22 protein-coding genes are annotated in these 25,594 nt (G+C 65.1%); 8 read left to right on the forward strand and 14 right to left on the reverse strand.

Going from position 1 to position 25,594, the window contains the following annotated elements; all coding sequences use genetic code 11:
- On the forward strand, positions 1-1,905 hold a 1,905-nt coding region (locus tag SSO01S_RS00005; protein ID WP_083942735.1), incomplete at its 5' end, for a right-handed parallel beta-helix repeat-containing protein.
- A 49-nt stretch (positions 1,906-1,954) separates the two neighbouring features.
- Here the strand turns inward: SSO01S_RS00005 and SSO01S_RS00010 are convergent.
- Together SSO01S_RS00010 and SSO01S_RS00015 are read right to left on the reverse strand one after the other, a co-directional pair.
- On the reverse strand, positions 1,955-3,547 hold the full coding sequence (locus SSO01S_RS00010; protein ID WP_157073547.1) for a hypothetical protein: 1,593 nt from the start codon (positions 3,545-3,547) through the stop codon (positions 1,955-1,957).
- A gap of 54 nt (positions 3,548-3,601) precedes the next feature.
- Positions 3,602-4,948, reverse strand: coding sequence for a nucleotide sugar dehydrogenase (locus tag SSO01S_RS00015; protein ID WP_066793319.1), 1,347 nt, complete (start codon positions 4,946-4,948; stop codon positions 3,602-3,604).
- Positions 4,949-5,257: 309 nt separating this feature from the next.
- On the opposite strand from SSO01S_RS00015, the gene SSO01S_RS00020 reads away from it, so the two are divergent.
- Together SSO01S_RS00020 and galU are read left to right on the forward strand one after the other, a co-directional pair.
- A complete protein-coding gene (locus tag SSO01S_RS00020) occupies positions 5,258-7,636 on the forward strand; it encodes a S8 family peptidase (protein WP_245646527.1) in 2,379 nt (792 codons plus the stop codon).
- Between the two features lie 64 nt (positions 7,637-7,700).
- Positions 7,701-8,567 carry a UTP--glucose-1-phosphate uridylyltransferase GalU gene (galU, locus tag SSO01S_RS00025; RefSeq protein WP_066793332.1) on the forward strand — a complete coding sequence of 289 codons (867 nt, stop codon included), beginning with the start codon at positions 7,701-7,703 and terminating at the stop codon, positions 8,565-8,567.
- Positions 8,568-8,573: 6 nt separating this feature from the next.
- On the opposite strand, the gene SSO01S_RS00030 is transcribed toward galU, so the two are convergent.
- Positions 8,574-8,825 (reverse strand): hypothetical protein, encoded by a 252-nt coding sequence (locus tag SSO01S_RS00030; protein WP_066793335.1) that lies wholly within the window; start codon positions 8,823-8,825, stop codon positions 8,574-8,576.
- Between the two features lie 278 nt (positions 8,826-9,103).
- Here SSO01S_RS00030 and SSO01S_RS00035 point away from each other — a divergent pair, with 278 nt between their 5' ends.
- Positions 9,104-12,664: an autotransporter outer membrane beta-barrel domain-containing protein gene (locus SSO01S_RS00035; RefSeq protein ID WP_066793338.1), complete on the forward strand. Its 3,561-nt coding sequence runs from the start codon at positions 9,104-9,106 to the stop codon at positions 12,662-12,664.
- A 141-nt stretch (positions 12,665-12,805) separates the two neighbouring features.
- Positions 12,806-12,940, forward strand: a complete 135-nt coding sequence (locus SSO01S_RS17955; RefSeq protein ID WP_281178652.1) for a hypothetical protein — start codon at positions 12,806-12,808, stop codon at positions 12,938-12,940.
- On the opposite strand, the gene SSO01S_RS00040 is transcribed toward SSO01S_RS17955, so the two are convergent.
- From SSO01S_RS00040 to SSO01S_RS00085, 10 genes are read right to left on the reverse strand one after another with little or no spacing between them, the layout of a single operon-like run.
- Positions 12,937-13,941: an NAD-dependent epimerase/dehydratase family protein gene (locus tag SSO01S_RS00040; protein WP_066793341.1), complete on the reverse strand. Its 1,005-nt coding sequence runs from the start codon at positions 13,939-13,941 to the stop codon at positions 12,937-12,939. The genes SSO01S_RS17955 and SSO01S_RS00040 overlap by 4 nt on opposite strands.
- Positions 13,938-14,714, reverse strand: coding sequence for a HesA/MoeB/ThiF family protein (locus SSO01S_RS00045; RefSeq protein ID WP_066793344.1), 777 nt, complete (start codon positions 14,712-14,714; stop codon positions 13,938-13,940). Before SSO01S_RS00045 ends, SSO01S_RS00040 begins: the two co-directional genes overlap by 4 nt.
- A 10-nt stretch (positions 14,715-14,724) precedes the next feature.
- Entirely contained in the window at positions 14,725-15,087 is a 363-nt protein-coding gene (locus tag SSO01S_RS00050) for a hypothetical protein (RefSeq protein ID WP_066793347.1), read from the reverse strand.
- Positions 15,084-15,530: a dUTP diphosphatase gene (gene dut / locus SSO01S_RS00055; protein ID WP_066793349.1), complete on the reverse strand. Its 447-nt coding sequence runs from the start codon at positions 15,528-15,530 to the stop codon at positions 15,084-15,086. Before dut ends, SSO01S_RS00050 begins: the two co-directional genes overlap by 4 nt.
- Position 15,531: 1 nt before the next feature.
- Positions 15,532-16,326 (reverse strand): alpha/beta hydrolase family protein, encoded by a 795-nt coding sequence (locus SSO01S_RS00060; RefSeq protein ID WP_245646528.1) that lies wholly within the window; start codon positions 16,324-16,326, stop codon positions 15,532-15,534.
- Positions 16,316-17,536: a bifunctional phosphopantothenoylcysteine decarboxylase/phosphopantothenate--cysteine ligase CoaBC gene (gene coaBC, locus SSO01S_RS00065; RefSeq protein ID WP_066793352.1), complete on the reverse strand. Its 1,221-nt coding sequence runs from the start codon at positions 17,534-17,536 to the stop codon at positions 16,316-16,318. The genes SSO01S_RS00060 and coaBC overlap by 11 nt, the downstream gene beginning before the upstream one ends.
- Positions 17,533-17,994: a hypothetical protein gene (locus SSO01S_RS00070; RefSeq protein WP_066793355.1), complete on the reverse strand. Its 462-nt coding sequence runs from the start codon at positions 17,992-17,994 to the stop codon at positions 17,533-17,535. The genes coaBC and SSO01S_RS00070 overlap by 4 nt, the downstream gene beginning before the upstream one ends.
- Positions 17,991-19,091, reverse strand: a complete 1,101-nt coding sequence (locus tag SSO01S_RS00075; RefSeq protein WP_066793358.1) for a hypothetical protein — start codon at positions 19,089-19,091, stop codon at positions 17,991-17,993. The genes SSO01S_RS00070 and SSO01S_RS00075 overlap by 4 nt, the downstream gene beginning before the upstream one ends.
- A complete protein-coding gene (gene ubiB, locus SSO01S_RS00080) occupies positions 19,076-20,611 on the reverse strand; it encodes a 2-polyprenylphenol 6-hydroxylase (RefSeq protein ID WP_066793361.1) in 1,536 nt (511 codons plus the stop codon). Before ubiB ends, SSO01S_RS00075 begins: the two co-directional genes overlap by 16 nt.
- A 6-nt stretch (positions 20,612-20,617) precedes the next feature.
- Positions 20,618-21,349: a class I SAM-dependent methyltransferase gene (locus tag SSO01S_RS00085; protein WP_066793363.1), complete on the reverse strand. Its 732-nt coding sequence runs from the start codon at positions 21,347-21,349 to the stop codon at positions 20,618-20,620.
- Between the two features lie 46 nt (positions 21,350-21,395).
- Here SSO01S_RS00085 and mutM point away from each other — a divergent pair, with 46 nt between their 5' ends.
- The 3 genes from mutM (at position 21,396) to dnaA (ending at position 24,373) form a co-directional block, all read left to right on the forward strand.
- Complete coding sequence (gene mutM / locus SSO01S_RS00090; RefSeq protein ID WP_066793366.1) at positions 21,396-22,205, forward strand: bifunctional DNA-formamidopyrimidine glycosylase/DNA-(apurinic or apyrimidinic site) lyase; 810 nt, start codon at positions 21,396-21,398, stop codon at positions 22,203-22,205.
- A 107-nt stretch (positions 22,206-22,312) separates the two neighbouring features.
- Complete coding sequence (gene rpsT / locus SSO01S_RS00095) at positions 22,313-22,576, forward strand: 30S ribosomal protein S20 (protein WP_066793368.1); 264 nt, start codon at positions 22,313-22,315, stop codon at positions 22,574-22,576.
- Between the two features lie 453 nt (positions 22,577-23,029).
- Positions 23,030-24,373 carry a chromosomal replication initiator protein DnaA gene (gene dnaA, locus SSO01S_RS00100; RefSeq protein ID WP_066793370.1) on the forward strand — a complete coding sequence of 448 codons (1,344 nt, stop codon included), beginning with the start codon at positions 23,030-23,032 and terminating at the stop codon, positions 24,371-24,373.
- Between the two features lie 82 nt (positions 24,374-24,455).
- Here the strand turns inward: dnaA and SSO01S_RS00105 are convergent, their stop codons facing one another.
- Positions 24,456-25,511: a CAP domain-containing protein gene (locus SSO01S_RS00105; protein WP_066793372.1), complete on the reverse strand. Its 1,056-nt coding sequence runs from the start codon at positions 25,509-25,511 to the stop codon at positions 24,456-24,458.
- Positions 25,512-25,594 lie beyond the last annotated feature (83 nt).

A 25,594-nucleotide genomic window follows, 5' to 3' on the forward strand; every position in this document is an offset into this window, starting at 1 on the left:
GCAACCGCTGCCGACGCGAACGCGACCCTGGCGGATACCAGTGCCACAGCGGCCGCGACGAGTGCGACCAGCGCCGAGGCGGCTGCCGCAGATGTCGCTCTCGCCCTTGCGACGCTACCCACCGCGGCCGGCACGTTCGCAACGCTGAAAGAGGCTATTGCCGCTGCCGGCCCGGCGGGGGTGCTCGTATTGCAGCCCGGCACGACCTACACGCTCGATCGCGGCATCGAGACGCTAGAGGGGCAGCAGATCGTCGGATATGGCGCTACGCTCAAGCGCTGCGATCAATTCACCACGACGACGACGACGGCGATCGTTTCGGGCGTCAGCGTCGAGGTCACGCTCACGGATGCCAGCGATTTCGAGATCGGCATGCAGGTTGCCTTCGCCGAGCAGGGCGTGGCGCGATCGGCCCTGGTGCTTAACTCGACGCTATCCGAGATCCGCGAGATCATCGACAAGGACGGCGACACGATCACGCTCGATATGCCGGTCGGGTGCAATTTAAGCATCGGCAGCACTTGCTTCCTCACCTTCGTATCGCTGCGGCTGGCACAAGGCGCTTCGGTGGAAGGCGTCACCTTCGATGGAAACCGCGACAATTTCGCATTTGCGCGCTGGGAGGTGACTGCCGAGGTCTGGACCGGTTCCACCACCTCCAACCAGACCATCAAGGCCTGCGTATTCCTGAATTCGCCCGGCGAGGCGGTCTCGGTTCAGGGCGACAATCCTTCGATTATCGAGAACCGCTTCGATACGATCGGGGGCAACGGAATCCATCTTTCCGGCGTGGTCGAAGGACTCATTCGCGGGAATACGGCGGCCAATGGCAATGTCGACATCGCAGTCGGCCATGGCGACGGCTTTGTATCGTTCAGCAACGGCAACAGCCGCATCATCATTACCGGCAATATCGCCAACACCTTTATCTCGGGGGTCGGCGCGGTAAACGACACCGACAGCGATGTTACGATCACCGATAACGATTTTAGAAACATGTACTGCTTCGGCATCGAAGGCGGTGGCAGCACCTTCAACCTGATCGTATCTAGAAACCGTATCGACGGAGTGGCGTCGGACCCCTCCAAAAAGCCTGCCTTGCCCTATTATGGCGGCATCGTTCTCGTCGGTTTGACGCAATTCAACTATTCGATCGGCGGAAATCAGGTTACCAATGTCGCTTCCGGGCAGGTGGCCTTTGCGGTCTCGATGCTGACAGGCTCCAAGAATCTGAAAGTCTTCGACAACAGCTTTGCTGGCGATTCCGTGCTTTCGGCGTTCTTCGATTCCGAGTTCGTGCGGAACACCGTCGAAGGCAAGCTCAGCGTATGGCGCTCGGTTCGCACGAAGGTGAACGAGAACATCGTCCGGCCGGCATCCAACCAGTACGGCATCGACCTTTATGGAACCGTCGATCAGGAAGACATCGAGATCGAGAACAACAAGGTCAGCGGCGGCATTTACGGCATCAACTTCGATCCCAACGCAACTTCGTACCGGAGCATTTCGTGCCGCGGCAACAAGCTGTTCAACCAGACCAAGCGCGGCATAAATTTTCCGGCATCCACCGCGACGATAACCGGTTTTTCCATCGACGCGAACGCGATCGTCGCCGGCCCCAATGCGGCCAGCGACTTCCTCGGCATCGTTCTCGGCAACAACAAGGTGTCGTTGAGCCGCAATACCGTGTCGAGCACATTGGCTGCCTCTTCGCGGGTTGGCATTTATCTCAGCGGCAGCTCTACGCCGACACTGGTCGCGGCCAGCAACGAAGTCCGTGGCACCTGGGCGCACACGATGTTGCTCACCGCCAATGCCGGCGCCGTCGGGGTCAATAACATTCTGCAGACGCTCAACGTGACGTCACCGACCGGCAACAGCTTTACCGGAACCGTCATCATCTAGGCATCACGCCAGATGGCCGGGCGGCCGGGATGTCCCGACCGCCCGGCGCTCATTTCCTTACCGTGGCGGACCGGTTGCGTATCGAAAGCATGCCCTTGCCGGGGTTCGTGATCGCGCCGCCATCGAACATGCCTGCTGCGACCTCGAAATTCTCGAACGTCATCGTCACGTTCGGGCTGTCGTTGCGAATGAAGTGCTGGAATGCCCTTGGCGTCGATCCGGATACGCGCACATCCTCGACCCGTACTTCGCTTCGCGGCTGCGAAGGCGGCGCGTAGATGAAGAAGTCCCGATAGGCGAGGGAAGCGTTGCCGAGCCGCTCGATCGTTCCGTGCCGCAAGATGAAGGACTTGGTCGGCAAACTCTGGATGCCATATTCCGGCCAGCCGGTTCGCGACCGGTAGGTCTGCCGCGAAATCCGCTTGAAGCTGAACCCGTCGACAATGACGGTCTTGTTCGCGTTCGAGACGGCGATCGGGACGTAGGTGTTGTCGGTAACGAGGTTGGTCACCAGCACCGTTTCCGCCATCGAGTTCACGCCCTCGTTGCAATCAATCGCCGTGATATTGGCGAGCGTCACGGTCGTGGGCTGTGCATAAACGTTGCCGAGCACTGCGGCCCACATGTTGCGGGCCGTCACGTTGGAGACCTTCATCGAGCCATAGTCGCGGGCGACCAAATTGATCGCCCCCCATTTACGGAACGGCACGCCGGTATTGTCGACGTTTACGCCGTCGATCTCCACCGCCCATACGCCGCTGACCTTGCTGCGTCCGCGAATCTTCTTGCCCAGGAGATTTCGGACCCTGGCCTCGGCGCGGCCTCGTACGGCGTTATCGTAATTTGAGATCGCCGACAGATCGAGCAGCGTCATGGTGTCAGTGCCATTCACATCGGCCACGTCGATCGAGAGCTTGCGCGCCGCCGGCCAGCGCCTGTGGTCCGACACCGCCGACACGGCGACGGCGTGGCCGCAGCATTGCTCGGCGCGAACCCCGCTGACGGTGCAGGCTTCGGGCTCGTCGAAGATAACGACCGATTTGCCTAGACGCTTCCCGCTGACGCCCAGCGCGTGGCAGTTCCTGACGCCGCGCAGTGCCGGGTTGGTCTGTTCGCTGAAGAATTCGACACCGTTGCAATATTGGCCGTTGGTCAGGTTCGTCGCAGAGTCGGCAACGTCTTCGATGTCGGAACTCGTATATTGCGCCTCGCCCTGAAAAACGATGTCGGCAACGGTGATGCCGTCGAGAGAGGCGGCGGCACCGGCTTCCTGTTTGAAGGTCAGCAGCGCATTGCCGCCCGGCCCGCGTGTTCGCCTGCGGACCAGGGTGCCGCCGGTAAAGGTCAGGCCGTTATTGGCCTGGGTGCCGATGATCTGGGTGACCGAATAGGCGCCATCCAGCACGATCGAAACGGTGCGCTTTTCGTCGGCGGGCAAGGATTTGTGATAATCGACCGCGCGCTGGATCGCTGCGGTATTGTCGTCGGCCAGATTGTCGGTCGCGCCGAATTCCTTGACGGAAATCCGGCGCTGGATCGCGGCTCCCAATCCCGCCGAGTACGCGAAAGCGGCAACGCCGCCCGTCGCGAGCACGCCGAGAACCGCTCGCCTGGCGTGAATCGGGGGGGTGCGTGAGGCCATGCCCCCGCATGCCCGACCTCGCATGGTCAGGCAATGCGGGCGAGGCCGGTTGCGTCATGCGCGGACGATGTTCTCCGCAACGATGCCAGCCCTGCCGCAAGCATTGCGGGTGTCGACGATCAGCTTCGCCGCACCGGCCAGCGCGGCATAATCGACCGCGTCGTGGTCGGTGGCGATCAGCACCGCGTCATAGCCGGCAATGGCCGCCTCGTCCCAAGCCACGCCATGCCGCCAGTTGAGCGTCGGATGTTCGCGGGTGCCGTCGATCTGCGCGACATGCGGGTCATAGAAATCGGCAGTGGCGCCGCGCGCCTCGATCATCTCCATCAGGCGCAGCGACGGGCTCTCGCGGATATCCTCGACATTTTTCTTGTAGGCGACGCCCATCACCAGCACCCGCGCCCCGCGCAGGCCGCGGCCGAAGCGTTCGTCCAGCGTGTCGGCCATCACCCGCACGACATGCTGCGGCATATCGGCGTTGATCTGACCGGCCAGCTCGATGAACTTGGTGTGCTGGCCAAACTCACGCGCCTTCCAGGTGAGGTAGAAGGGGTCGATCGGGATGCAATGGCCGCCCAGGCCCGGGCCGGGATAGAAGGGCATGAAGCCGAAGGGCTTGGACTTGGCGGCGTCGATCACTTCCCAGACGTCGATATCCATCGCGGTGAAGATCAGCTTCAGTTCGTTGACCAGCGCAATGTTGACCGCGCGGAATACATTCTCGGTGATCTTGACCGCTTCGGCGGTGGCGGCGGACGAGACCGCAATCGTCTGCGGCACGATGTGCCGGTAAAGCGCCAGCGCCAGCGTTGCCGAGATCGGATCGTCGCCGCCGACCACTTTCGGGATCTTGGTGGTCGAGAAGGTCGGATTGCCGGGATCCTCGCGCTCGGGCGAGTAAGCGAGGTAGAAATCGCGGCCGGCGATGAGGCCATTGGCCTCGAGGATCGGCTGCATCACTTCGCGGGTGGTGCCGGGATAGGTGGTCGATTCGAGGATGACGAGCTGGCCCTTGCGCAGCGTCCTGGCGATCGCCTGCGTGGTCGTCTCGACATATTTCAGGTCGGGCTCAAGGTGGCGCGAGAGCGGGGTGGGGACGCAGATCACGATCACGTCGGGCTCGCCGAGGCGCGCAAGATCGGCGGTGGCGGCAAGCTTGCCGGATTCGGCCAGCGGGGCAATGCGGGCGCCATCTATGTGCTTGATATAGCTGCGGCCCTGCTCGAGCGCTGCGATCTTGGCGTCATCGACGTCGAATGCGAGGACCGGGCATTTCGCCTCGCCGAACGAGACCGCAAGCGGCAGTCCGACATAGCCCATGCCGATAACGCCGATCAACGCCTCGCCGCTTTCGATGCGTGCTTGCAGCTTGAGCCCATGGACGGGCCATTCGATACTCATAAAATCCCCGCGTCAGCGTGTTGGGTGCCAGTTGCGGGCATCTTCGCTCAACAGGGGTTGCGGTTTCGATAACGGACGATGCGGGATCGTTTCATCATCGAACCAAAAAAGTCGCTGCGCCGACTGGGCGGGCTTATGCAGACCCGATGACCAAGACGGCATTGGACGCAAATTGACCGATTGACACAATCGCCGCCTGCGCATCTTGTAGGGCAAAGGGGATGGCGGCTTGCGCTGCTCCGTTCCAGTTAAGTTACGATAAAGACTGAAGAATAGTTTTGCGGGTTTCCGTAGATTTTGGGGGGTGAAATGAACCGGCAATCCCGCGCCAGGCTGAGCCGATCCACTTCGTTGGCTGCGCTTCTGCTCGCCGCCGCATGCAGCAGCGGCAGCGGAGGCGGTGGGGGCGTCAACACGCCGCCGGCGCCCGCTCCCAGCCCGACGCCGACACCCACACCGGTGCCGACGCCAACGCCGGTACCGACGCCCACGCCTACCCCGACACCGACTCCCGCCTATGACACCACGGAGTATCGCTCGACGGTCGGTGCGGTTTCGATGAACGCGCTGGTCGCCTATAATCGCGGCGGCACCGGTTCGGGGGTCAAGGTCGGGATCATCGATTCGGGCATCGACTTGCAGAGCGCTGAATTCGGCGATTGTTCTGGCGGGATCGGCACCGGCACCTGCCGGATCCTCGGCGCTTCGGCGAGCACCGCTGGCAACAGCTCGATCGACGATGAGGGCGGGCACGGCACCGCCGTCGCCTTCACCATCGCCGGACGGCGCAATGGCGCGGGCACGCACGGCGTTGCCTTCGACGCACAGTTGATCGTCGTTCGCGCCGACAATCCCGGCAGCTGCGCGACCGAGACTGCGGACGACGAAGATAGCGGCTGCAAGTTCGGCGACAATGCGATCGCGCGCGGGCTCGACGTGGCGCGCGAAGGCGGAGCGCGGGTGGTCAACATCTCGCTTGGCGGCTCGGCGCCCAATTCGACGCTGATCGCGGCGATCAACCGCGCGACGGCGGCGGGGATCGTCATTGTCGTGTCGGCGGGCAATGACGGGCCGGACGCCGCCAACCCCGATCCGTTCACGTCACCGGCGACCGACCCCGCGGTTTCGCGCGGACTGATCATCATCGCCGGATCGGTCGGCGAGAACGACACGATTTCTAGCTTCTCGAACCGGGCCGGCGCGAGCCAGCAAGTCTATCTGGCCGCGGTCGGCGAACGGGTGCGCGCGCCAAACCAGAGCGACACCGCGTTCTTCTGGTCCGGCACCTCCTTTTCGGCGCCGCAGATCGCCGGGGCTGTAGCGCTGCTGGCCCAGGCGTTTCCCAACCTTACCGGCGCGCAGATCGTGCAATTGCTGCTGACCACCGCGCGCGATGCCGGCGCGGCCGGGACCGATCCGATCTATGGCCGCGGCATCCTCGATCTGACGCGAGCGTTCCAGCCGGTCGGCACGACCTCGCTGGCGGGGTCGCGCGCGCCGACGTCGGAGAATTTCAACGCCGCGCTGTCGGCGCCGATGGGCGATGCCCAGCAGGGCGCGCTGGGCGTAGTGGTTCTTGACGGTTTCGACCGCGCCTTTGCCACCGATCTGGCGCGGACGATCCGGCGCGAAGGCCCGGCGCGGCAATTGCCGCAGCTGATGGCGTCGCGCCAGCGCAGTTTCTCGGTCGGTGTCAACGACATGAAGGTCGCGGTGTCGCTCGTGCCGACGGCGCAGAACGCGGTGCGGATCGAGCGGTTAGGGATCGGCAGCAGCGATGCGGGGCAGGCAAAGGTGCTGGCCGGTTCGGTGATCGCGCGGCTGGGCGGCACTTCGCAATTCGCGATCGGCGCATCGGAAAGCGCCGGCACGCTTTCGGCGCGGCTGGCCGGGGCGGCCGAGCCGGCCTTCCTCGTCTCGCGCGATCCAACGCATAGTTCGGGGTTCGACGTCGATGTGAAGGGATCGGCAGCGGTGCGCCGCCAGATCGGGCCATGGGGCTTTACCATCGGCGAGGAAGCCGGCGACGTGCTGACCCGGCGCGATACCCAGTTCGAGGCGCTGCGCTATAAGGCCGAGCGCTTCGGCTATTTCCGCACCACGCTCGGCGTCGATCATGCGTTCGAGGGGCTGCAGACAAGCTTCACTATCACGCATCTGCGCGAGGCCGATACGTTGCTCGGCGCGCGCTTCTCCGGCGCGCTGGGTGCGACGCGTGCCGACAGTGTCTTTCTCGACGCTGCTGCGCGCTACGATCTTGGCGATGGCTGGAGCTTCGGCGGATCCGTGCGCCATGGCTGGACGCATGCCAAGCTCCGCGGCGGGGTCGAGGGAGCGGGCCTGATCCGCACCAATGGCTTCGCCGCCGATTTCGGCAAGGCCGGGCTGTTCTTTACCAGCGACCGCTTCGGCGTCCGCGTCGCCCAGCCGCTGCGGGTCGCGAGTGGCGGGGTCGATATCCGGCTGCCCGGCGGCTGGGATTATTACACCGAGAGTGTCGATCGCTGGAACGTGACCCGCTTCAATCTGGCGCCGACCGGGCGCGAGATCGACTTCGAGCTGGCGTATAGCGCGCCGTTCCTGGGCGGGGATATCAGCAGCAATCTGTTCCTGCGCCGCCAGCCCGGCAATTTCGCCAGCATGCCGGTAGACAGGGGCGCAGCGGTACGGCTCAACTTTGGCTTCTGAGGTCCAGATTGCGCGGATCGGCGGTGGGGTTTAAGGGCCGCTCCTCGCTTTCAAGAAGGACGTTATGCCGATCAAGCCGCTCCGCAAGGCCGTTTTCCCCGTCGGGGGTCTAGGCACGCGCTTCCTGCCCGCCACCAAGGCGTTGCCCAAGGAGATGCTGCCGGTCGTCGATCGCCCGCTGATCCAATATGCGGTCGACGAGGCGCTGGAGGCAGGGATCGAACAGATGATCTTCGTCACCGGGCGCGGCAAATCGGCGATCGAGGACCATTTCGACATCGCATACGAGCTTGAGACGACGATGGCGGCGCGCGGCAAGTCGCTCGAGATTCTCGACGCGACCCGCCTCAAGCCCGGCGCGGTCGCCTATGTCCGCCAGCAGGAGCCGATGGGGCTGGGCCACGCCGTGTGGTGCGCGCGCGACATCGTTGGCGACGAGCCTTTCGCGGTGCTGCTTGCCGACGATTTCATGCTGGGCGCACCGGGTTGCCTCAAGCAGATGGTCAAGGCCTATAACCAGACCGGCGGCAACATGATCTGCGCGATGGAAGTCGCCGAGGAGGCCACCGACAAATACGGCATCATCACGCCCGGCGCACGCGATGGCGCGCTGACCGAGGTCAAGGGGCTGGTCGAAAAGCCCAAGCGCGGCACCTCGCCTTCGAACCTGGCGGTAATCGGCCGCTACATCCTCCAGCCCGAAGTAATGCGGGTGCTCGAAGGACAGGAGGCAGGGGCCGGCGGCGAAATCCAGCTGACCGACGCGATGGCACGGATGATCGGCAGCCAGCCGTTCCATGGCCTGACATTCGACGGTGTGCGCTACGATTGCGGCGACAAGGCAGGCTTCATCCAGGCCAATATCGCTGTCGCGCTTACCCGCGACGATATCGGCCCGGCAGTGCGGGAATTCGTCGCCGGCCGCTGCTGACTCGCCTTACTGCGATTCGAGATAGGCGTCGGTCGGCGGGCCGATGGGCGACGTGTCGCCGGCGCCGCCATCGCTTGGGTCATTGATGCTCGGCTCGAAGCTTTGCGCGCCCTGAAATCCCTCATCGTCATGGGTTTCAGCCTCGCCGCCCTTCTGGACATCCTCGACCGAAACGGTCGCCTTGTTGGAATCGGGACCGGAATAGGGTGAGTCAGCATGCGATTGCCCGCCAAACAGCGAACTCAAAAGGCCAGCCATGATACTCTCCTGAAGCTGCCGGGCTCGTGCGCCCGCGAACGGAGTCTAAAACCGACCGTCACGGCGCCTGTTCCATTGATCTGCAGCAAGTGATAGCGTGCGCGAACCGCCGGCGATCTGCTGGCGCGCAACATTTTAGCGGCGAGAGGAACGGCTTCTTCGCGGTTGTTGCCCAAACACAACGATTTGCGCCCAACAAATGCTTGACGGGGCCGACGGACCCAATAGCTTGACCCCACAAACAAAGCGGAAGCCATCCGCAACAAAAGGGGCATTCTATGAAACTCGTTCGCAATTCGCGCGCGGCACGCGTCGCGCTGTTGGCTTCGGCAGCCACCCTCAGCCTGGGCTTTGCCGCCTCGGCTTCGGCACAGACCACCGGCAAGATCTCCGCTTCCGAAGCGGAGCGTGAGTCGCAGGGCAGCGGCGCGCGCATCGACGCCGGCCAGGTCGTGCTCGAATCGCAGGGCAGCACGATCGACTATAGTCATGTCCTGATCGAGCCGCAGGCGCATATCGACATCAATGCCCAGCCCGATCCGGAAATCCTGATCGCCAATCCGGGTACCGCGACCACGGCACGCGACCCGGTAAACGTCACCGGCATCGGCCAGGTGATTTCGGATGAGGGCGGCGGCTTTATCGGCTTGTGCACCGGCACGCTGATCAATCCGCGTACGGTCATCTTCGCGGCGCACTGCGTCAACGATACCGCAGCGACCGACTATGGCGTGGGCGGCAAGATGATCGGCATCGGGTTCGAGACCAACACCCGCGCCAACGCCGCAGGCCAGACCGACGAGCTGGTGCGCTGGCTGCTCGGCGGAACCGGTGGCGCCGGCAAGGGCCAGACCAACATCGCCCAGGCATTCTACAACATCAACCAGATCAAATATAACCCGTACTCGCTCGAGCCGGCCGCCAATGGCTTCCTGTACGGCGACGTTGCGCTGGCGACGCTCGACACGCCGGCAGCGAATGTCCCGACCTGGGCGCTGCTGTTCTCGCCGCTGACCAACACCGGGACGATCGGCGCAGCCGGCACCGGCTTCAACGTCGGCATCGTCGGCTATGGCAATAACGGCACCGGCACCGGTGGCGCCTCGACATCGACCGATTTCCGCCGCCGCGCCGCCGAGAACGTCCTCGGCGCACTGACCGATCTGCAGACCTTCGAGGGCTTCCTGTTCGGCGGCGCGCCCAACGGGCTGACCCAGAACCTGTACTTCCTCGATTTCGACGATCCCCGCCGTGGCACTGCCCAGGCCAGCCCGTTCGACTTCAACGCCTTCCGTGACAATGCCCGGCCCGGCGCCAATGGCGGCGCTTCGCTCGAAGGCATTACCTCGCAGGGTGACTCGGGCGGCCCGCTGATCCTGCAGAACTTCACCCAGCAGTTCGTGATCGGCGTGCTGTCGGGCGGCTATACCCGCTTCTTCAACGGCCAGCCCGCCAACGGCTATGGTACGGTCAGCTTCTACCAGCCGCTCTATCTCTACTGGGATTATATCGCGGCGAATAACCCCTATCACTATGTGTCGTCGGTGGCGGGCAACGCCAACTGGACCGATGCGACGCACTGGATCACGACGCTGGATCCCGCCTATTATGTGATGGGCGTGAACGCCACGCCGGTGAACGGCATCCCGACCAATCCGGGCGAGCAGAAGAACGGCACGTCGGGCGATTTCGGCCAGATCTGCTTCCAGTCGGGCGGCACCAGCGACTGCCTCGACACCCGTACTGGCAACGAAGTGGTTGAAGCCCGGCCGATCGGCACTGCCGAAAGCCAGCCGGCCAGCGGCGATATCGCCTCGGCCGCCAGCCAGCCGGCGCTTGCGCGGGTCGATGGCAGCGAAGCGGTCCTCGAATCGCAGGCCGGTGGCATCACCACCCAGGCGCTGCCGCCTGCAACGCTTGCCAATGGCCTGCCCGGCGCGACCAACTTCGTGCCGATCAACGTCGATCCGGTCCGCACCACCGGTGCCGCGGGCCGTTACTTCGACGTGTCGCTGATCGCCAACGGCACGACGACGCTCAACACCGCCACCACCATTGATCGCCTGACCTTTGGCGGCAATGGCGCGACGCTGGCCGTCACCAGCGCCGGCACGCTTAACTCGCTGATCAACATCAATCACTTCGCCGGCACGCTCGACGTGAACGGCACGGTCAATTCGGTCGGCGACTATTCGTTCTTCGGCGGTCTGATCAGCGGCTCGGGCCGCATCAACGCACCGTTCGTGACCAGTGTCCTCGGCCAGTTCGCGCCGGGCACGATGGGCACGACCGGCACGCTGACCATCGGCGGCAACCTGATCCTGTCCTCGGGCTCGACCTACTTCGTCGATCTGTCGAGCACGGCATCGGACGTGATCGCCGTGCGGGCGACGACCTTCAACGGCACCACGCCGACGAACGGCCAGGCCAGCCTGGGCGGTAACCTGGCGATCACCTACACCAACGCGCTGCGCGCCGGGCAGAGCTACACGATCCTGACGGCGGAAGGCGGCATCACCGGCACCTTCGTCACGCCGACCGCTGTCAGCGGCATCCTGCGTCCGACGGTGACCTACACCGCCAACGCCGTTCGCCTCGCCATCACCGCCGGCACCTATGCCTCGGTGATCGACACGACGTCGCCGACCCAGGTCGCGTTCGGCAAGCTGCTCGACCTCAACCGTCCGAACGCAGCGACGCTCGACGGCATCTACGGCCCGCTCGATCTCGCCAGCGCGGCTGCGATCCGCACTACGCTGGAAGGTCTGGCGCCGACCACCGAGACCACCGTTCGCGGCCTCGGCACGGCGATGGTCGACTCGTCGGCATCGCTGATCCGCGATCGCGTCGAGACGCTCGACCTGTCGAGCGCCGGCGGCACGGTGGCCCATATCGGCCAGCCGCTCCGCGTTGCTTCGACCAGCATCAACAGCATGTCGAACCTCGCAGCCCCGGTCCTGATCGGTGGCGGCGACGAGCAGACCACGGTGCAGGAAGGCGCGCTGCCGGAGAATATGAGCGCGTTCATCGCCGGCGGTTACGTCGAGGGCAACAGCCGGGCGATGCCCGCGCTGATCGCCACCGCGCGTGACAAGTTCGATGGCTGGTATGTCGCCGGCGGTCTCGAGACGCTGATCGGCGACAATGGCGCCATCGGCTTCGCCCTGTCGTACAGCGACATGGACAGCGCCGGCGCGGTTGCCGGGCACTCGGCCAAGGCGACGTTGATCCAGGGCTCGCTCTACAGCAAGTATGAGTCGTCGAAGGGCCTGGTCCTCGATGCCCAGATCAGCGCCGGTGCACTCGACACGGATACTCGCCGTGTCGTGAACTTCGTCGGCACCAACTACACGCTCAGCGCCAAGGATACGGCGCTGGCCTTCTCGAGCGAAGCCGGCATCGGCTACAAGCTTGGGACGGGCGGGATTGCGATTACGCCGCGCGCCGCAGTGCGCTCGACCTATATCGACTTCTCGCGCACGATCGAAACCGGTGGTCCGGTGGCCATGCGCTACAACCGCCAGCCGGTGAGCAGCTCGCAGCTGCGCGGCGGCGTGACCCTGGCCGGCAACGGCAGCAAGGTGAAGCCGTTCGTCACCGGCACCTATGTCTATGACTTCGGCAAGACCCCGACGGCCTTCTCGGCGAACTTCGTTGGCGTCAACGGCACCGGCACGCTGTTCAACCTTGCCAAGCCGGACACCGACTGGGGCGAAATCTCGGGCGGCCTGACGATCAACACCGGCTCGGTGAATGTCTCGATCGCCGGTGAGACCACGGTGGGCCGCGACGATGTCGAGGTCCGCAGCATCCGCGGTTCGATCGGCTTCCGCTTCTAAACCGGAAGTCACGAAATCGGGCCGGGGCGGCCGCTCTCGCAAGGAGCGGTTCGCCCCGGCCCTTTTTCGTCATGGCGCGCGGCGGTTCATTCCGCCGCCGCTTTGTGTTAAGTGACTGAAGACTCGAAGGGGGATCGACGAGTGGACGAGACGTTGGAAAGGGATGCGGCCGATGAGACGGCCGCCATGGAGCACGATAACGGCGTCGTGCTCGAAGTCACTGAGCCAAAGGCCTATGTCTTTGACGGCTGGGGAATGACCCCGCTCGAACTCTAGCTGGAATAATGCGCCCGGTACCAGTCGACGAACCGCGCCACGCCTTCATCAGGCGTAGTTGAGGGCACATAGCCGGTCAGCTGCTTCAGCAACGCCGGCGACGCCTCGGTCGCATGGACGTCGCCCTGCTGCATCGGCATGAAATTCTTGATCGCGGTCTTGCCCAGCGCGCGCTCGGCGGCGCCGATATAGTCCATCAGCGGCGTGAGGTTGCCGCCGCCGATATTGACGATCCGGAACGGGGCCACCGGTGACAGGCTGTCATTCTCGACCGGCGTAGCGCCGGGTACCGCCGCGGTAAGCCGCGCGATCGCCTCGACCAGATCCTCGACATAGGTGAAGTCGCGGGCCATCTCGCCATTGTTGTAAACGTCGATGGGTTCGCCGGCGAGGATCGCCTTGGTGAACTTGAACAGCGCCATGTCCGGCCGGCCCCACGGGCCATAGACCGTGAAGAAGCGGAACATCGTGATCGGCGTCTTGAAGAGATGGGCGTAGCTGTGCGCCATCAGCTCGGTAGCGCCCTTGGTCGCCGCATACAGGCTCATGGGCGATGCGGTGCGCTGCAGCTCGTCGAACGGCATCTCCGTGTTGGCGCCATAGACCGAACTGGTCGAAGCCATCAGCAGATGCTCGGGTGGCGTGTGCCGGGCGAGTTCGAGAACGTTAAACGTGCCGACCAGGTTGGCCGCGATATAGCTGGCCGGGGCGTCGATCGAATAGCGCACGCCCGCCTGTGCGGCGAGATGGATGACGATGTCCGGCTTGAACGCCCGCCAGGCCGCGCCGAACGCTTGCGGATCCTCGATCGAGACCCGGGCGACCGAGAAATTGGCATGGTTTGAGAGCATGTCGTTACGCGCTTCCTTGAGCGCCACGTCATAATAGTCGGAGAAATTATCGACCCCGAGCACGGTTGCGCCCTGCTGGAGGAGCAGGCTGCTGATGTGGAAACCGATGAACCCCGCCGAACCGGTCACCAGAACGCGCTTGCCCGTCATCTACCCGCCTTCTTCGTTGATTCGCCGCACGCCATACACGCCCCGGCATCTTTCGGAAGCGCGATCGTGCGGAAGCGCAGGGTCAGGGCATCGACCAGCAGCAATTTGCCTGCGGTATCCTCGCCAAATGGCGCCACCGCGCGGATCGCCTCAAGTGCGGCGAGGCTGCCCATCATACCGGTCAAGGCCCCGAGTACGCCCTGTTCGGCGCAGCTGATGCCTTCGCGCTCGGGATCGTTGCCGACAAAGCAGCGATAGCAGGGCTTGTCCGCCTCCCAGCCGCGATACACCGCGAGCTGGCCTTCGAACTGGGCGACCGCGGCGCTGACCAGCGGGATACGGAGATCGAGCGCGGCGTCGGCCACCGCCAGCCGGGTGGCGAAATTGTCGCAGCCGTCGAGGACGACGTCATGCGCTTCGAGCAGGTTGTGGATGTTATTACGGTCGATCCGCTGTTCGATGCCGACGACATGGACGTGCGGATTGAGGGCTTCGACGCGCTCGACGGCGATTGCAGCCTTGGCACGGCCAATATCGGCGGTGGCGAACAGGGTCTGGCGCTGGAGGTTGGAGAGATCGACGCGATCGTCGTCGACGATCGTCAGGCGCCCGACGCCCGCGGCAGCCAGATATTGGATCGCCGGCGAGCCGATCCCGCCAGCGCCGACCACCAGCACGCTCGCCGCCTTCAATCGCGCCTGGCCGCCCCCGCCGATCTCGCGCAGCACGATATGGCGGGCATAGCGCTCAAGCTCCGCGTCGCTGAGGCTCATGTCGCCGAAATCATTTGGGAAGCGGGAAGGTGAGGCTGGTGCGATACCATTGTTCGCCCGCCGCCATCCGCGGCAGGAGATTGCCGCGCGCAAAGCCGGCGACCAGCGCCGCGGCATATTGCTCGACCGGCGCGCATTTGATCGCGCGGGGCACGGTGGTGCGGATGCCGCCTGCCTCATCGACCAGCACTGCGACATCGACGCGGATTTCGCCGCCGGCGCCCGGGCATTTATTGGCGCGCGCCTCACGGGCGACGAGCGCTTGCATCTCCGGTGTGACCAAGGGCGGCGCACGATATGGCAGCGGCGCCAGCGCGTCCCAGTTGATCGCGGTGGCCTGTAGCCCCGCGGCAAGTGCCAGTATCGCGATCATACTCCTGTGGAACCGAAGCCCCCGCTACCCCGCGCTGTTTCGTCGAGCGACCCGACTTCCTCAAGCCCCGCACGCTGGACCGGCGCGGGCACGAGTTGCGCAATCCTGTCTCCGCGCGCAATCGTGAAGGGCGTGTCACCAAGATTGGCCAAGATCACTTTCACCTCGCCGCGATAATCGCTGTCGATGGTGCCGGGGGTGTTGAGACAGGTGACGCCGTGCTTGAGGGCAAGGCCCGAGCGCGGCCGGACCTGGACCTCGAATCCCTCTGGAATCGCCATCGCGAAGCCGGTGGCGACGGCGTGGCGCTGGCCGGGCGCCAGCACCCAATCCTCGGCGGCGACCACGTCCATCCCGGCGGCGCCGTCGGTGGCATAAGCGGGCAAGGGCAGGTCTTCGCCGTGCGGCAAGCGCTGGAGGAGGATGCGGATCGGCGCGAGCATGTCAGTTCTTCCGAGGGAGCGATGCGGCAAGCCGTTGGGTGGCGGCGAGCAGCTCGGCGTTGTTGAGCAGGCCGTGCCCGGTGGCGGGCACGATCCGGTAATCGGTGGCGACGCCGCGCAGCGCCAGCGCCTCGACATAGGAACGCGACAGGGCAACCGGGGTATAGCCGTCATCGGCGCCGACCAGCACCGCCGCGCGTAGCGATGGATCTATGCCGCCGGCAGTCTGCAGCGGATCGAAGCTCGTCACCGGCTTGCTCCAGCCGAGATCGCCATATGTCTTGACCATGTGCTTGCGCCAATCGGCGAGCGCGCAGGGGCAGCCGGCCAGCACCAGTCCATCGACCAGGCCCGGCTTGGTTGCGGCGATATTGGCGGCGAGCGCGGCGCCGCCGCCATCGCCGACCAGGATCAGGCGGGCATTGCGATAGCGGCTGCGCGCGACGGCAATGGCGGCGGCGACCTTGTCGATCTGGACCTGGCCGTAATCGCCACCAAAGCCGGCCCCGCGATCGCCGGGCGAACGGTTGCCGCGGGCATCGTCATAGCCGGGGCGGAGGACCGTGGCGGCGGCGCTGTTGGGGATCGCCGCGGTGACGGATTGGGCGAACATGCGTTCGTCGTCGCGGATGCGGGGACCGTCATCGCCGTGGAGGACGATCACCAGCGTGCGGGCGTTGCGTGCGCCGAAATAATCGGTGTGGAGGTCGCTTGCTGGCGCGACCGGTGCGGGGCTGACGGCGGTTTGCGCGCAGCCGGCCAGCAGCAGCGCCGCAAGCGCGAAGCTAAAGCGCATCGGCGATCCGTTCCGCCAGCCGCCGCCCGACTTCGTCTTTGGGCAGCTTTTCCCAGCTTTCGACGCCGCCGGATGTGACGAGATGGACGGTATTGGCCTCACCGCCCATCACATCCCCGGAAACATCGTTGGCGACAATCCAGTCCGCGCCCTTGCGTTCGCGTTTCGCGGTGGCGTGCTCGATGACGCGCTCGGTTTCCGCTGCAAAGCCGATGACGAGGCCGGGGCGATGCGGGCTTTTGGCGAGCATCGCGAGGATGTCGGGGTTTTCGGAGAGATCGAGGCGGGGCGGGGCGGCGCCTTCCTTTTTGATCTTCTGATCCGCCGCCTCGGCACGCCAGTCGCCGACCGCGGCAACCATCACCGCGGCATCGGCAGGCAGCGCCTGCGCGACGGCATTGGCCATTTCCTGCGCGGTCTCGATATCGACGCGGGCCACCCCGGGCGGGGTGGGAAGCGCCACCGGGCCACTGACCAGCGTGACCTTGGCGCCGAGTGCGGCAAGGGCTCCGGCAATGGCATAACCCTGTCGGCCCGAGGAGCGGTTGGCGATGTAGCGGACCGGGTCGATCGGTTCGTGGGTCGGCCCGGCGGTGACAAGAATGTGCTTTCCGCGCAATCGCTCTCCCGCTTGCCCTGAGCCTGTCGAAGGGCTTTCGACAAGCTCAGGCTGACCGGAGAATTGGGATTGGATCGCAGCCAGGATCGCTTCGGGCTCGGGCAGGCGGCCCGGGCCATACTCGCCGCAGGCCATAGGGCCTTCATCGGGCTCGAGCACCGTGACCCCGTCGCTGCGCAAGGTGGCGACGTTGCGGCGGGTGGCGGCGTGCTGCCACATGCGCACGTTCATCGCCGGGGCGGCGAGCACCGGCTTGTCGGTGGCAAGCAACAAGGTGGTGGCGAGATCGTCGGCAATGCCCGCCGCCATCTTGGCCATCAGATCGGCGGTGGCGGGGGCGACGACGACCAGATCGGCTTCGCGGCTGAGCTGGATATGCCCCATCTCGGCCTCGTCCTTGAGGTCCCACAGCGTCGTGTAGACCTGGTTTTCGGACAGCGCGGCCAGCGTCATCGGCGTCACGAAATGCTGGCCGCCGGCGGTCAGCACGCATTTCACCTCGATCCCGGCCTTGCGGCACAGACGGATCAACTCGCACGCCTTGTAGGCCGCGATACCACCGCCGACGATGAGGAGGACTCGCTTGGTCATGCGCTCCAGGTTCCACGACGAACGCGCCATGCGGCGAGCGTGCCAATCGCGCTTGCGATGTAGAGATAGAGCGCCGGAACCACGTAGCTCCAGATCGTGAGCTCCTCGGGTTCAAACGGATTCACCGCCAGAAATAGCTCGAACAGCAGAAGCGTCGGGGTGGCTGCAATGAATCCCAGCAGCAGCCAGACGGGAAGGGGCCTTAGCCCTTTACGCTCGGCGAGACGGACAAGGAGGATGAAGAGCAGCGCGACAAAGGCCGCCACGCTTGCGGTCATCATCACGAATGGCAGGATCCCCGGAGACCAGTCCGCAAAATCGAGGCCTTGCGGCGAGCGTAGTCCTCGCCACGCGTCGATCGCGAGGCAGAGCGTTGTCCCGATCGCAAAGGGCACGAACGCACCCACGATCCATGCTTCCGACCAACTGCCGTTGCGGGGTGAAGCTACGTCGCTCATCGCGTCACCCTTGTCACGGTGATGCGCGGTTTGTCGAGCGCCTGGCGCCACAGGTCGCGGATGCCGGCGGGTGCGAACAGCAGGCCGAGCAGGAAGACAGGCGCGATCATCAGTGCCCAGTAAAAGGTGTCGAGACGGGCGAAGAGGGCGATGACAGCAGCGTATCCGGCGAGTATCGCGAACATGCGCAGGCCGAGCGGGTCGCGCCAACTGAGCCAGCCGAACAGCGCCAGCCCGACCAGCAGCGCCCCCGCCCAGACCGGCAGCATCTGCAGCGCCGTTGCCAGCACCGCCGCCTTGATGAAGAAGCCGAAGCCGAGCAGCCCCGCCCAGCCGGGCGACATCGGGTCGTGCGGCCCGGTCACGCCGGCGACGGCCCAGGCATGCGCACCTAGCGCCGCAGCGAACAGTACCAGCGCCACGCCCCAGCCGATCGCCTCGCGGCGCTCGCCTTCGCGCCAGGCGAAGACTGCCATGATCACTACATAGAGCGCAGCGGTTTCGCGGATCAGCATCGCCGCCAGCGCAATGGCGACGGCTTCGATCCAGCGGCCCGGTTTACGCAGTGCCAACGACAGCGCCACCAGCAACGCCGCCCAGATCTCATGGAACGGCGCGAGCTCATATTGCAGGAATACCAGCAGCGAGCCGAGCATCAGGATCAGCGCAGCGACAGCCGGCAGAGGTCTCGTTAACTCGCCGCGCAACCGGTTGGCCCAGGCCCCTGCCACGCACAGCACCAGCGCATAAAGAAACCAGCGCACCGGCAACCATTGCGGGATCGCCGCGAGGACGGTGGCCAGGCCGGGCAGGCGGAACGTCAGGAAGGGTCGCAGCGGATACTGGCCGGCGCGCAGGGCATCGGCGGCGGCGACATAATAATTCTCGCCGCCGCGCACCCCGGCGACGATCTTTTCATAGAGCGCGAGATCGGTTTGCCCGGCATCGTTGCGCACCGTCGATCCCATCGCCTGCGGATCGGGGCTGAGCAGCGCCGTCAGGCACAGCGCCAGCAGCAACGCAAGCAGGCCGAGCGCGACCCGGGCGCGGGTGCGGCCGAACGCGGCGAACCGCGACGGGCTCACGACAGCAGCCACACCGCGATGCCGGCGCTGATCACCGACGAGGCAATGGCAACGGCGATGTAGCGCCAGCCGCCGCCGACGCGGATCACTTCGATCTCGCGGAGCGGTGGCGCGGGCGGGGCGCCGCCGGCGGTGGGGTAGCGAGCCTCGATGTTGCGGATCAGCTGGGGCAGGCGGGCGAGCGTGCGGACATCCTCGATCAGCCGGTCGGCGATCGCGGCTTCTGGGCCCAGCTCGGTGCGGATCCATTCGCGGACGAACGGCGCCGAGACGTCCCACAGGTTGATATCGGGATCGAGCCCGCGGGCGACACCCTCGACCATCACCATCGTCTTCTGGAGCAGCAGGAGGTGCGGCTGGGTCTGCATGTCGAAATCGCGGGTGATCGAAAACAGCCCGTCGAGCATCGAGCCAATCGACATCTCTTTCACCGGCAACCCGCGCATCGGCTCGCCGACCGCGCGCAGGGCGGTGGCGAACTCGGCGACATTATGGTGCGGCGGCACATAGCCGGCCTCGAAATGGATTTCGGCGACGCGCTTATAATTTCCGGTGATCAGGCCGTAGAGAATCTCGGCCAGCCATACCCGGGCACGGCGGTCGATCCGGCCCATGATTCCGAAGTCGATCGCGGCGATGCGGCCGTCGGGGAGCGCGAACAAATTCCCCTGATGCATGTCGGCATGGAAGAACCCGTCCGAGATCGCCTGGCGGAGGAAGGCGTGGACGAGGTTGCCCGCCAGCGCCTGCATATCATGACCGGCGGCGAGCAGGTCGTCGCGCTTGGAGAGCTTGATGCCGTCGACCCATTCGAGGGTCAGCACCTTGCCGGTGGTGCGTGGCCAGTCGATCGCCGGAACCATGAAATTGGGCTCGGCCTGCATGCCCTCGGCCAGTTCGGAGGCCGAGGCGGCTTCGCGGCGGAGATCCAGTTCGCGCGCGGTCCAGCGCTTGAAGGTTTCGATGACCAGGCGCGGGCGCAGCCGCGAGGCTTCGCCCCCCATGCCCTCGACCTGGGCGGCAGCCCATTCATAGGTCTCGATGGCGCGGGCGAATTCAATCTCGATGCCGGGGCGCAGGACTTTCACCGCGACGATACGGCCATCCGTGGTCACGGCGCGGTGGACCTGCGCGATCGAGGCAGCGCCGACCGGGGCTTCCTCGATGCTCGCAAACAGCGCTTCGAGCGGGCGGCCATGGCTGGCCTCGATACGCTGGCGGATCACCGCGAAGGGCAAAGGCGGCAGCTGGTCCTGCAGCCGTAGCAGATCGTGCGCGGCTTCCTCGCCGACCAGATCGGGGCGCGTCGCCAGCGTCTGGCCGAGCTTGATCGCGGCCGGGCCGATCGCCTGGAAAGCGTCGGCATAGCGCGGCACTTCGGGCACGCGGGCACCGAACCGGGCGAGCCGGGCGACGCGGCGGACCGGTTTGGGTGTGTTGGGATCGCGCTCGATCCCGCGCAGCGCACCGTGCCGCGCGAGGATGCGTCCCCATTTGAGGAGACGCCAGAGATGGACGGCAGGGGCGGTCACGGGGCTCTAGATCTTCCAGCCGCTATGGATCGCCACCAGCCCGCCGAGCAGCGGCTCGACCTTGGTCTGGGTGAAGCCGGCTTCGCGGATCATCTTCTCGAATTCCGGCATCGGCGGGAAGCGGCGGATCGATTCGATCAGATAGCGATAGCTGTCCTCGTCATTGGCCAGCAGCTTGCCGAGCTTTGGGACGAGACGATGCGAATAGGCGTCATAGACCTGCGCGAAGCCCGGCCACTGGGTGGTCGAGAATTCGAGCACGTAGAAACGCCCGCCGCGCTTGAGCACGCGGTGCGCCTCCCGCAGCGCCTTGGGAATGTCGGTGACGTTCCGGATGCCGAACGCGATCGTATAGGCGTCGAAAAACTTGTCGGGCCATTGCAGGCTCTCGGCATTGGCTTCGGACCAGACGAGACCGTCGATCCCGCGCTCGGACGCGCGCTCTACACCGACCGCGAGCATCTCGGGATTGATGTCGGCCACCGTGATCGCCGCGCCCGATTTGGCCATGCGAAAGGCGATGTCGCCGGTGCCGCCTGCCATATCCAGGATATGCTCGCCATCGCGCGGCTTCACGCGCCGGACGAACAGATCCTTCCACAGCCGGTGCAGTCCGCCGGACATGGCGTCGTTCATCAAGTCATATTTGGAAGCGACGTTCGAAAAGACCTGGCCGACGCGGGCGGTCTTTTCTTCCGGGGCGATGTCTTCGTAGCCGAAGGAGACAGTGTCGGGCATGCCCGCCGCTCTAGCGGGGGCCGGGGACCGGGGCTAGGGGGTAGACATGCCAGAACTTCCCGAAGTCGAAACGACCGTGCGCGGTCTGGAGCCGGTGTTGAAAGGTGCGCGGATCGAGGGCGTGACGCTGCACCGCGCCGATCTGCGGCGGCCGTTTCCCGAAGGGCTGGGGCAACGCCTGATCGGGGCGATCGTCACCGGGATGGGTCGCCGCGCCAAATATGGGCTGATCGAGACGAATCGCGGCGATACGCTGATCTTCCACCTCGGCATGTCCGGACGCTGGCGGATCGACCCGGCGGAGATCGGCAAGCACGATCATTTCGTGATCGAGACAGCGAACCATCGCCTGGCGCTCAACGATCCCCGCCGCTTCGGATCGCTCGATCTGGTGCAGACGGACGCGCTGGCCGCATGGCCTGCGTTCAAGGCGCTTGGCCCGGAGCCGTTGGGCCCCGATTTCTCGGCGAAGCACCTCGCCGCCGCGTTCAAGGACAGGATCGCGCCGGTAAAGGCGCTCCTGCTTGATCAGCGCGTCGTGGCGGGCCTTGGCAATATCTATGTGTGCGAGGCGCTCTTCATCGCGGGCATCGCGCCCACGCGCGCTGCGGGGACGATCACCCGGCCGCAGCTGGAGAGACTGGTGACGGCGATTCGCGAGGTGCTCGAGGCGGCGATTCGCGCGGGCGGCTCCACCTTGCGCGACTATGCCCGGCCCGATGGCGAACTGGGCTATTTCGCCAAGGAGTGGCGGGTATATGGCCGCGAGGGCGAGCCGTGCAGGTGCGGGGGGCTTGTCGAGCGCCGGGTCGATTCGGGCCGTTCGACCTTTTGGTGTCCGAAATGCCAGCGTTGAGCCACGCAGCAGTTGACCCGAATCGCCTCAGACGTTAAGGGCCGCGCTTTCCCGGGCGTGGGCTCAGTCTCCCGCGCCCTCTATCTTTGAGCTAGGAACGATACGGCATGGCGAATACGCCGCAAGCGAAGAAGCGTATCCGGCGGAACGACCGCCGCGCGGAAATCAATGGTGCGCGCGTCAGCCGCATCCGGACTTTCGTGAAGAAGGTCGAATCGGCGCTCGATTCGGGCGACAAGGCAGCGGCATCGGCCGCGCTCGCAGCAGCCCAGCCCGAGCTGGCGCGTGGCGTTGCGAAGGGCGTGCTCCACAAGAACACCGCCAGCCGCAAGTTCTCGCGTCTCAATAAGCGCGTCGAAGCACTCGGCTAAGCTCAGCTTTTCGGAATATATGCCCCGCCGGACCCGCTCCGGCGGGGTTTTTCGCGTGTGCGAGAGGTCCTTGGGGGTGTCGGCACGCTTAACAGGGGCGCGAGCGACGCAAATCCGCGAGTCGCGCGCGGTAGGGCTTGGTTAACCATGTAAGTGATTGAAAAATCACGGGTAGAAACCACTACCCCTAGGTTTTCAGGCAGTTACGCGGAGTCAACAAAACTATTTCAGATTCTTTACATCCCGCCCCTTGCTCGACTCGCTGGCATCTTCCTAGAAAGGCCGTCCGGGCGGGTTCAGCGCCCGGATTTAGTGCCACTCAGAGTGCGGCCCGGGGGCTAATCCGGCTGCAGTGAGTCTTTTGTCGGGATTGTGTTCAGACGTGGGAAGCGCGGTTTTCCACGGAGGAGAGGTGCGTCTTTGACTCAGGTGCAGACCTTGGAGCGTGACGGAATGGAAGCAGTTGCCAAGGCCTGGGCGCACGTGCGGGGTAATCTCCGACGTTCGGCGGGCCAGCGTCTTTTCGACCAGTGGCTGAAGCCAGTGGTGCTGGTGGATGGCAGCAGCGCCGAATCGGTTCGCCTCGGCCTGCCATCGACGTTCATGACCCAGTGGGTGAAGAATCACTATTCGGAGCGCCTGCTACTCGAATTCCGCGCCGTGCTGCCCGATTGCACCAGCGTCACGCTCGAGACGCTGGCCGAGGAGCCCAAGCGCGTCCTGAAGCCAGTCGCCGCTGAAGCGCCCGCCGCGGCCGCTGCAGCACCGACCGAGCGCCCGCAATTCGATTCGCGATTCACCTTCCAGCGCTTCGTGACCGACGCGACCAATCGCGTCGCGTTCAACGCCGCCAAGGCGGTGGCCCAGCCGGGCGTGCCGCAGTTCAGCCCGCTCTATCTTCATGCCGGCACCGGGCAGGGCAAGACCCACCTGATGCACGCGATCGGCCACGCCTTCCTGGAGGCAAATCCCGACGCCACGGCGATCTATGTGACCGCCGAACGCTTCATGTTCGAATTCGTCCAGGCGCTCCGCGCGAAGGACACGCATGCGTTCAAGGCACGGCTGCGCTCGGTCGACCTGCTGATGATCGACGATCTTCAGTTCATCGGCGGCAAGGACGCGACGCAGGAGGAATTCTTCCACACCGTCAACGAGTTCATGGGCTCGGGCAAACGGTTGGTGATCGCCGCCGATCGCGCACCCCAGGCGCTGGAAGGTTTCGAAACGCGCCTCGCCGGTCGTCTCGGCTCGGGTCTCGTCGCCGACATCAAGCCAGCGGAACTGGAGCTGCGCCGCGCAATCGTCGCGCAGAAGCTCAAGGACATGCCCGCGGTCGACATGCCGCACGAGGTGATGGACCTGCTCGCCGCGCGGATCACGTCGAACGTCCGCGAGCTGGAAGGCGCGCTCAATCGCCTCGTCGCTTATGCCCAGCTTTCCGATCAGACGATCACGATCGATTTCGCTACCGTAACGCTGGGCGAAGTGCTCCGCACCGCGCAGCGCCGCATCACGATCGACGAGATCCAGCGCGCGGTTTCGGCGCATTTCGAGGTCAAGCAGATCGATCTGATCTCGGAGCGCCGCGCGGTCGCCATCGCCCGCCCGCGCCAGATCGCCATGTATCTCGCCAAGCGCCTCACTACGCGCTCGCTGCCCGAGATCGGCCGCAAGTTCGGCAATCGCGATCACTCGACGGTCATCCACGCGGTCAAGCGGATCGAGGATCTGCGCGGCAAGGATAGCGAGATAGACGGCGCTGTGCGCACACTGATGCGCACGCTGGAAGGATAGGGCTCCCTCCCATCGGGAGGGTCAGGGTGGAGGAGATGAGAGCGGGGCAACGCGAATTGTCACGCCTCCACCCTGATTTTTTCTAGGGCACGATCCGGAAGTAATAATTATAGTTTCGCGCCGTGCCGGAAACGATGACGTTGCCGATCGTGACATCATAGATCGTGTTCGCGGTCAGCCCCGCCACGGCGAATTGCAGATTGTTGGGCAGGCCGAAGCCCTCATTGTCGAACGCTATCTTCGAAACGCTCATCGCCGCGCCGCCGCGCACGCGCACCGCTACCGTCGCGCCCGAGAAATTTACGGTCGCGTTGGTGCCGAAATTGCTTGTCTTGTTGGCGATGACCCCGAAGGACAGCAACGCAGAGGTGTTGAAGTAGCTCGCCGGGTAATCCTGATAGGGATAGGCGACGAAATCGGGCAGGGGCCCCGCCGTGTTCTGCGTCGAATTGATCACCTTGATCGACGCCCCATCGGCGCGGTTGCTGGTCTGATAGCGGCCCGCGACCCGTCCGTAGGAAATCGTGCTGAGGAAGGGATAGAGCAGCCAGCGGCGATGCCCGACGCTGTCGATCACGAGATTGTTGACGTCGGTGATCCATCCGATGACGATGTCGGCATCCTGCGAATAGCGCAGCCCGCCCCCCATGCCGAGATAGATGTTGCTTTGTCCGGCAGCGGTGGCGCCAGCAGTGTTGTAGCAGTTCCAGCTCGTCGGCGGATTGTGGTTCAGCGCGCCGTTGGCCGCCATCATCAGCGACGATTGCATCACCGCTGCTTCCTCGCCGCTCGCATAGGTGACCGGGGGAAGCGCGTGGCGGGCGCGGATATCGTTGACCAGGGCGAGCACGCGCGCGCCCACCTCGGGCTTGAGCTGGCCCGGTTGGCACGCCGCGATATCTGGTTGCACGGTGTAGAGTTGGGCGACTGACGAGAAGAAGTCGGAGCCGGTTGGCGGCTCGGTGCTCGGCGTGGGGGTCGGGCCGGGCGCGGGCGTCGGCGCCGGGCTTGGTCCGGGATCGGGGGCCGGGGTCGGCGTCGGCGTGACCACCGTTCCGCCCGAGCCATCGGAGCCGCCGCCGCTGCATGCGGCGATCGCGAGAAGCGAGGGAAAGAGCAGAAGCCATGAACGACGCATCACCGGACCCTTCGGTCGAGGGCGCACACGTGGCGGCCCATCCCTCCGGACAACGCGGCAGTCGCCTGCGTGTTTCCCGGGAG

The sequence above is a fragment of the Sphingomonas soli NBRC 100801 genome (assembly GCF_001591025.1).
GTDB classification, from domain to species: domain Bacteria; phylum Pseudomonadota; class Alphaproteobacteria; order Sphingomonadales; family Sphingomonadaceae; genus Sphingomonas; species Sphingomonas soli.

Excerpts from the sequence above, each read along its gene's own strand:
- SSO01S_RS00010 (WP_157073547.1), bottom strand. The coding sequence starts at position 3,547 with ATGGCCTCACGCACCCCCCCGATTCACGCCAGGCGAGCGGTTCTCGGC.
- SSO01S_RS00015 (WP_066793319.1), bottom strand. The coding sequence starts at position 4,948 with ATGAGTATCGAATGGCCCGTCCATGGGCTCAAGCTGCAAGCACGCATC.
- SSO01S_RS00020 (WP_245646527.1), top strand. The coding sequence starts at position 5,258 with ATGAACCGGCAATCCCGCGCCAGGCTGAGCCGATCCACTTCGTTGGCT.
- galU (WP_066793332.1), top strand. The coding sequence starts at position 7,701 with ATGCCGATCAAGCCGCTCCGCAAGGCCGTTTTCCCCGTCGGGGGTCTA.
- SSO01S_RS00030 (WP_066793335.1), bottom strand. The coding sequence starts at position 8,825 with ATGGCTGGCCTTTTGAGTTCGCTGTTTGGCGGGCAATCGCATGCTGAC.
- SSO01S_RS00035 (WP_066793338.1), top strand. The coding sequence starts at position 9,104 with ATGAAACTCGTTCGCAATTCGCGCGCGGCACGCGTCGCGCTGTTGGCT.
- SSO01S_RS00040 (WP_066793341.1), bottom strand. The coding sequence starts at position 13,941 with ATGACGGGCAAGCGCGTTCTGGTGACCGGTTCGGCGGGGTTCATCGGT.
- SSO01S_RS00045 (WP_066793344.1), bottom strand. The coding sequence starts at position 14,714 with ATGAGCCTCAGCGACGCGGAGCTTGAGCGCTATGCCCGCCATATCGTG.
- SSO01S_RS00050 (WP_066793347.1), bottom strand. The coding sequence starts at position 15,087 with ATGATCGCGATACTGGCACTTGCCGCGGGGCTACAGGCCACCGCGATC.
- dut (WP_066793349.1), bottom strand. The coding sequence starts at position 15,530 with ATGCTCGCGCCGATCCGCATCCTCCTCCAGCGCTTGCCGCACGGCGAA.
- SSO01S_RS00060 (WP_245646528.1), bottom strand. The coding sequence starts at position 16,326 with ATGCGCTTTAGCTTCGCGCTTGCGGCGCTGCTGCTGGCCGGCTGCGCG.
- coaBC (WP_066793352.1), bottom strand. The coding sequence starts at position 17,536 with ATGACCAAGCGAGTCCTCCTCATCGTCGGCGGTGGTATCGCGGCCTAC.
- SSO01S_RS00070 (WP_066793355.1), bottom strand. The coding sequence starts at position 17,994 with ATGAGCGACGTAGCTTCACCCCGCAACGGCAGTTGGTCGGAAGCATGG.
- SSO01S_RS00085 (WP_066793363.1), bottom strand. The coding sequence starts at position 21,349 with ATGCCCGACACTGTCTCCTTCGGCTACGAAGACATCGCCCCGGAAGAA.
- mutM (WP_066793366.1), top strand. The coding sequence starts at position 21,396 with ATGCCAGAACTTCCCGAAGTCGAAACGACCGTGCGCGGTCTGGAGCCG.
- rpsT (WP_066793368.1), top strand. The coding sequence starts at position 22,313 with ATGGCGAATACGCCGCAAGCGAAGAAGCGTATCCGGCGGAACGACCGC.
- dnaA (WP_066793370.1), top strand. The coding sequence starts at position 23,030 with ATGGAAGCAGTTGCCAAGGCCTGGGCGCACGTGCGGGGTAATCTCCGA.
- SSO01S_RS00105 (WP_066793372.1), bottom strand. The coding sequence starts at position 25,511 with ATGCGTCGTTCATGGCTTCTGCTCTTTCCCTCGCTTCTCGCGATCGCC.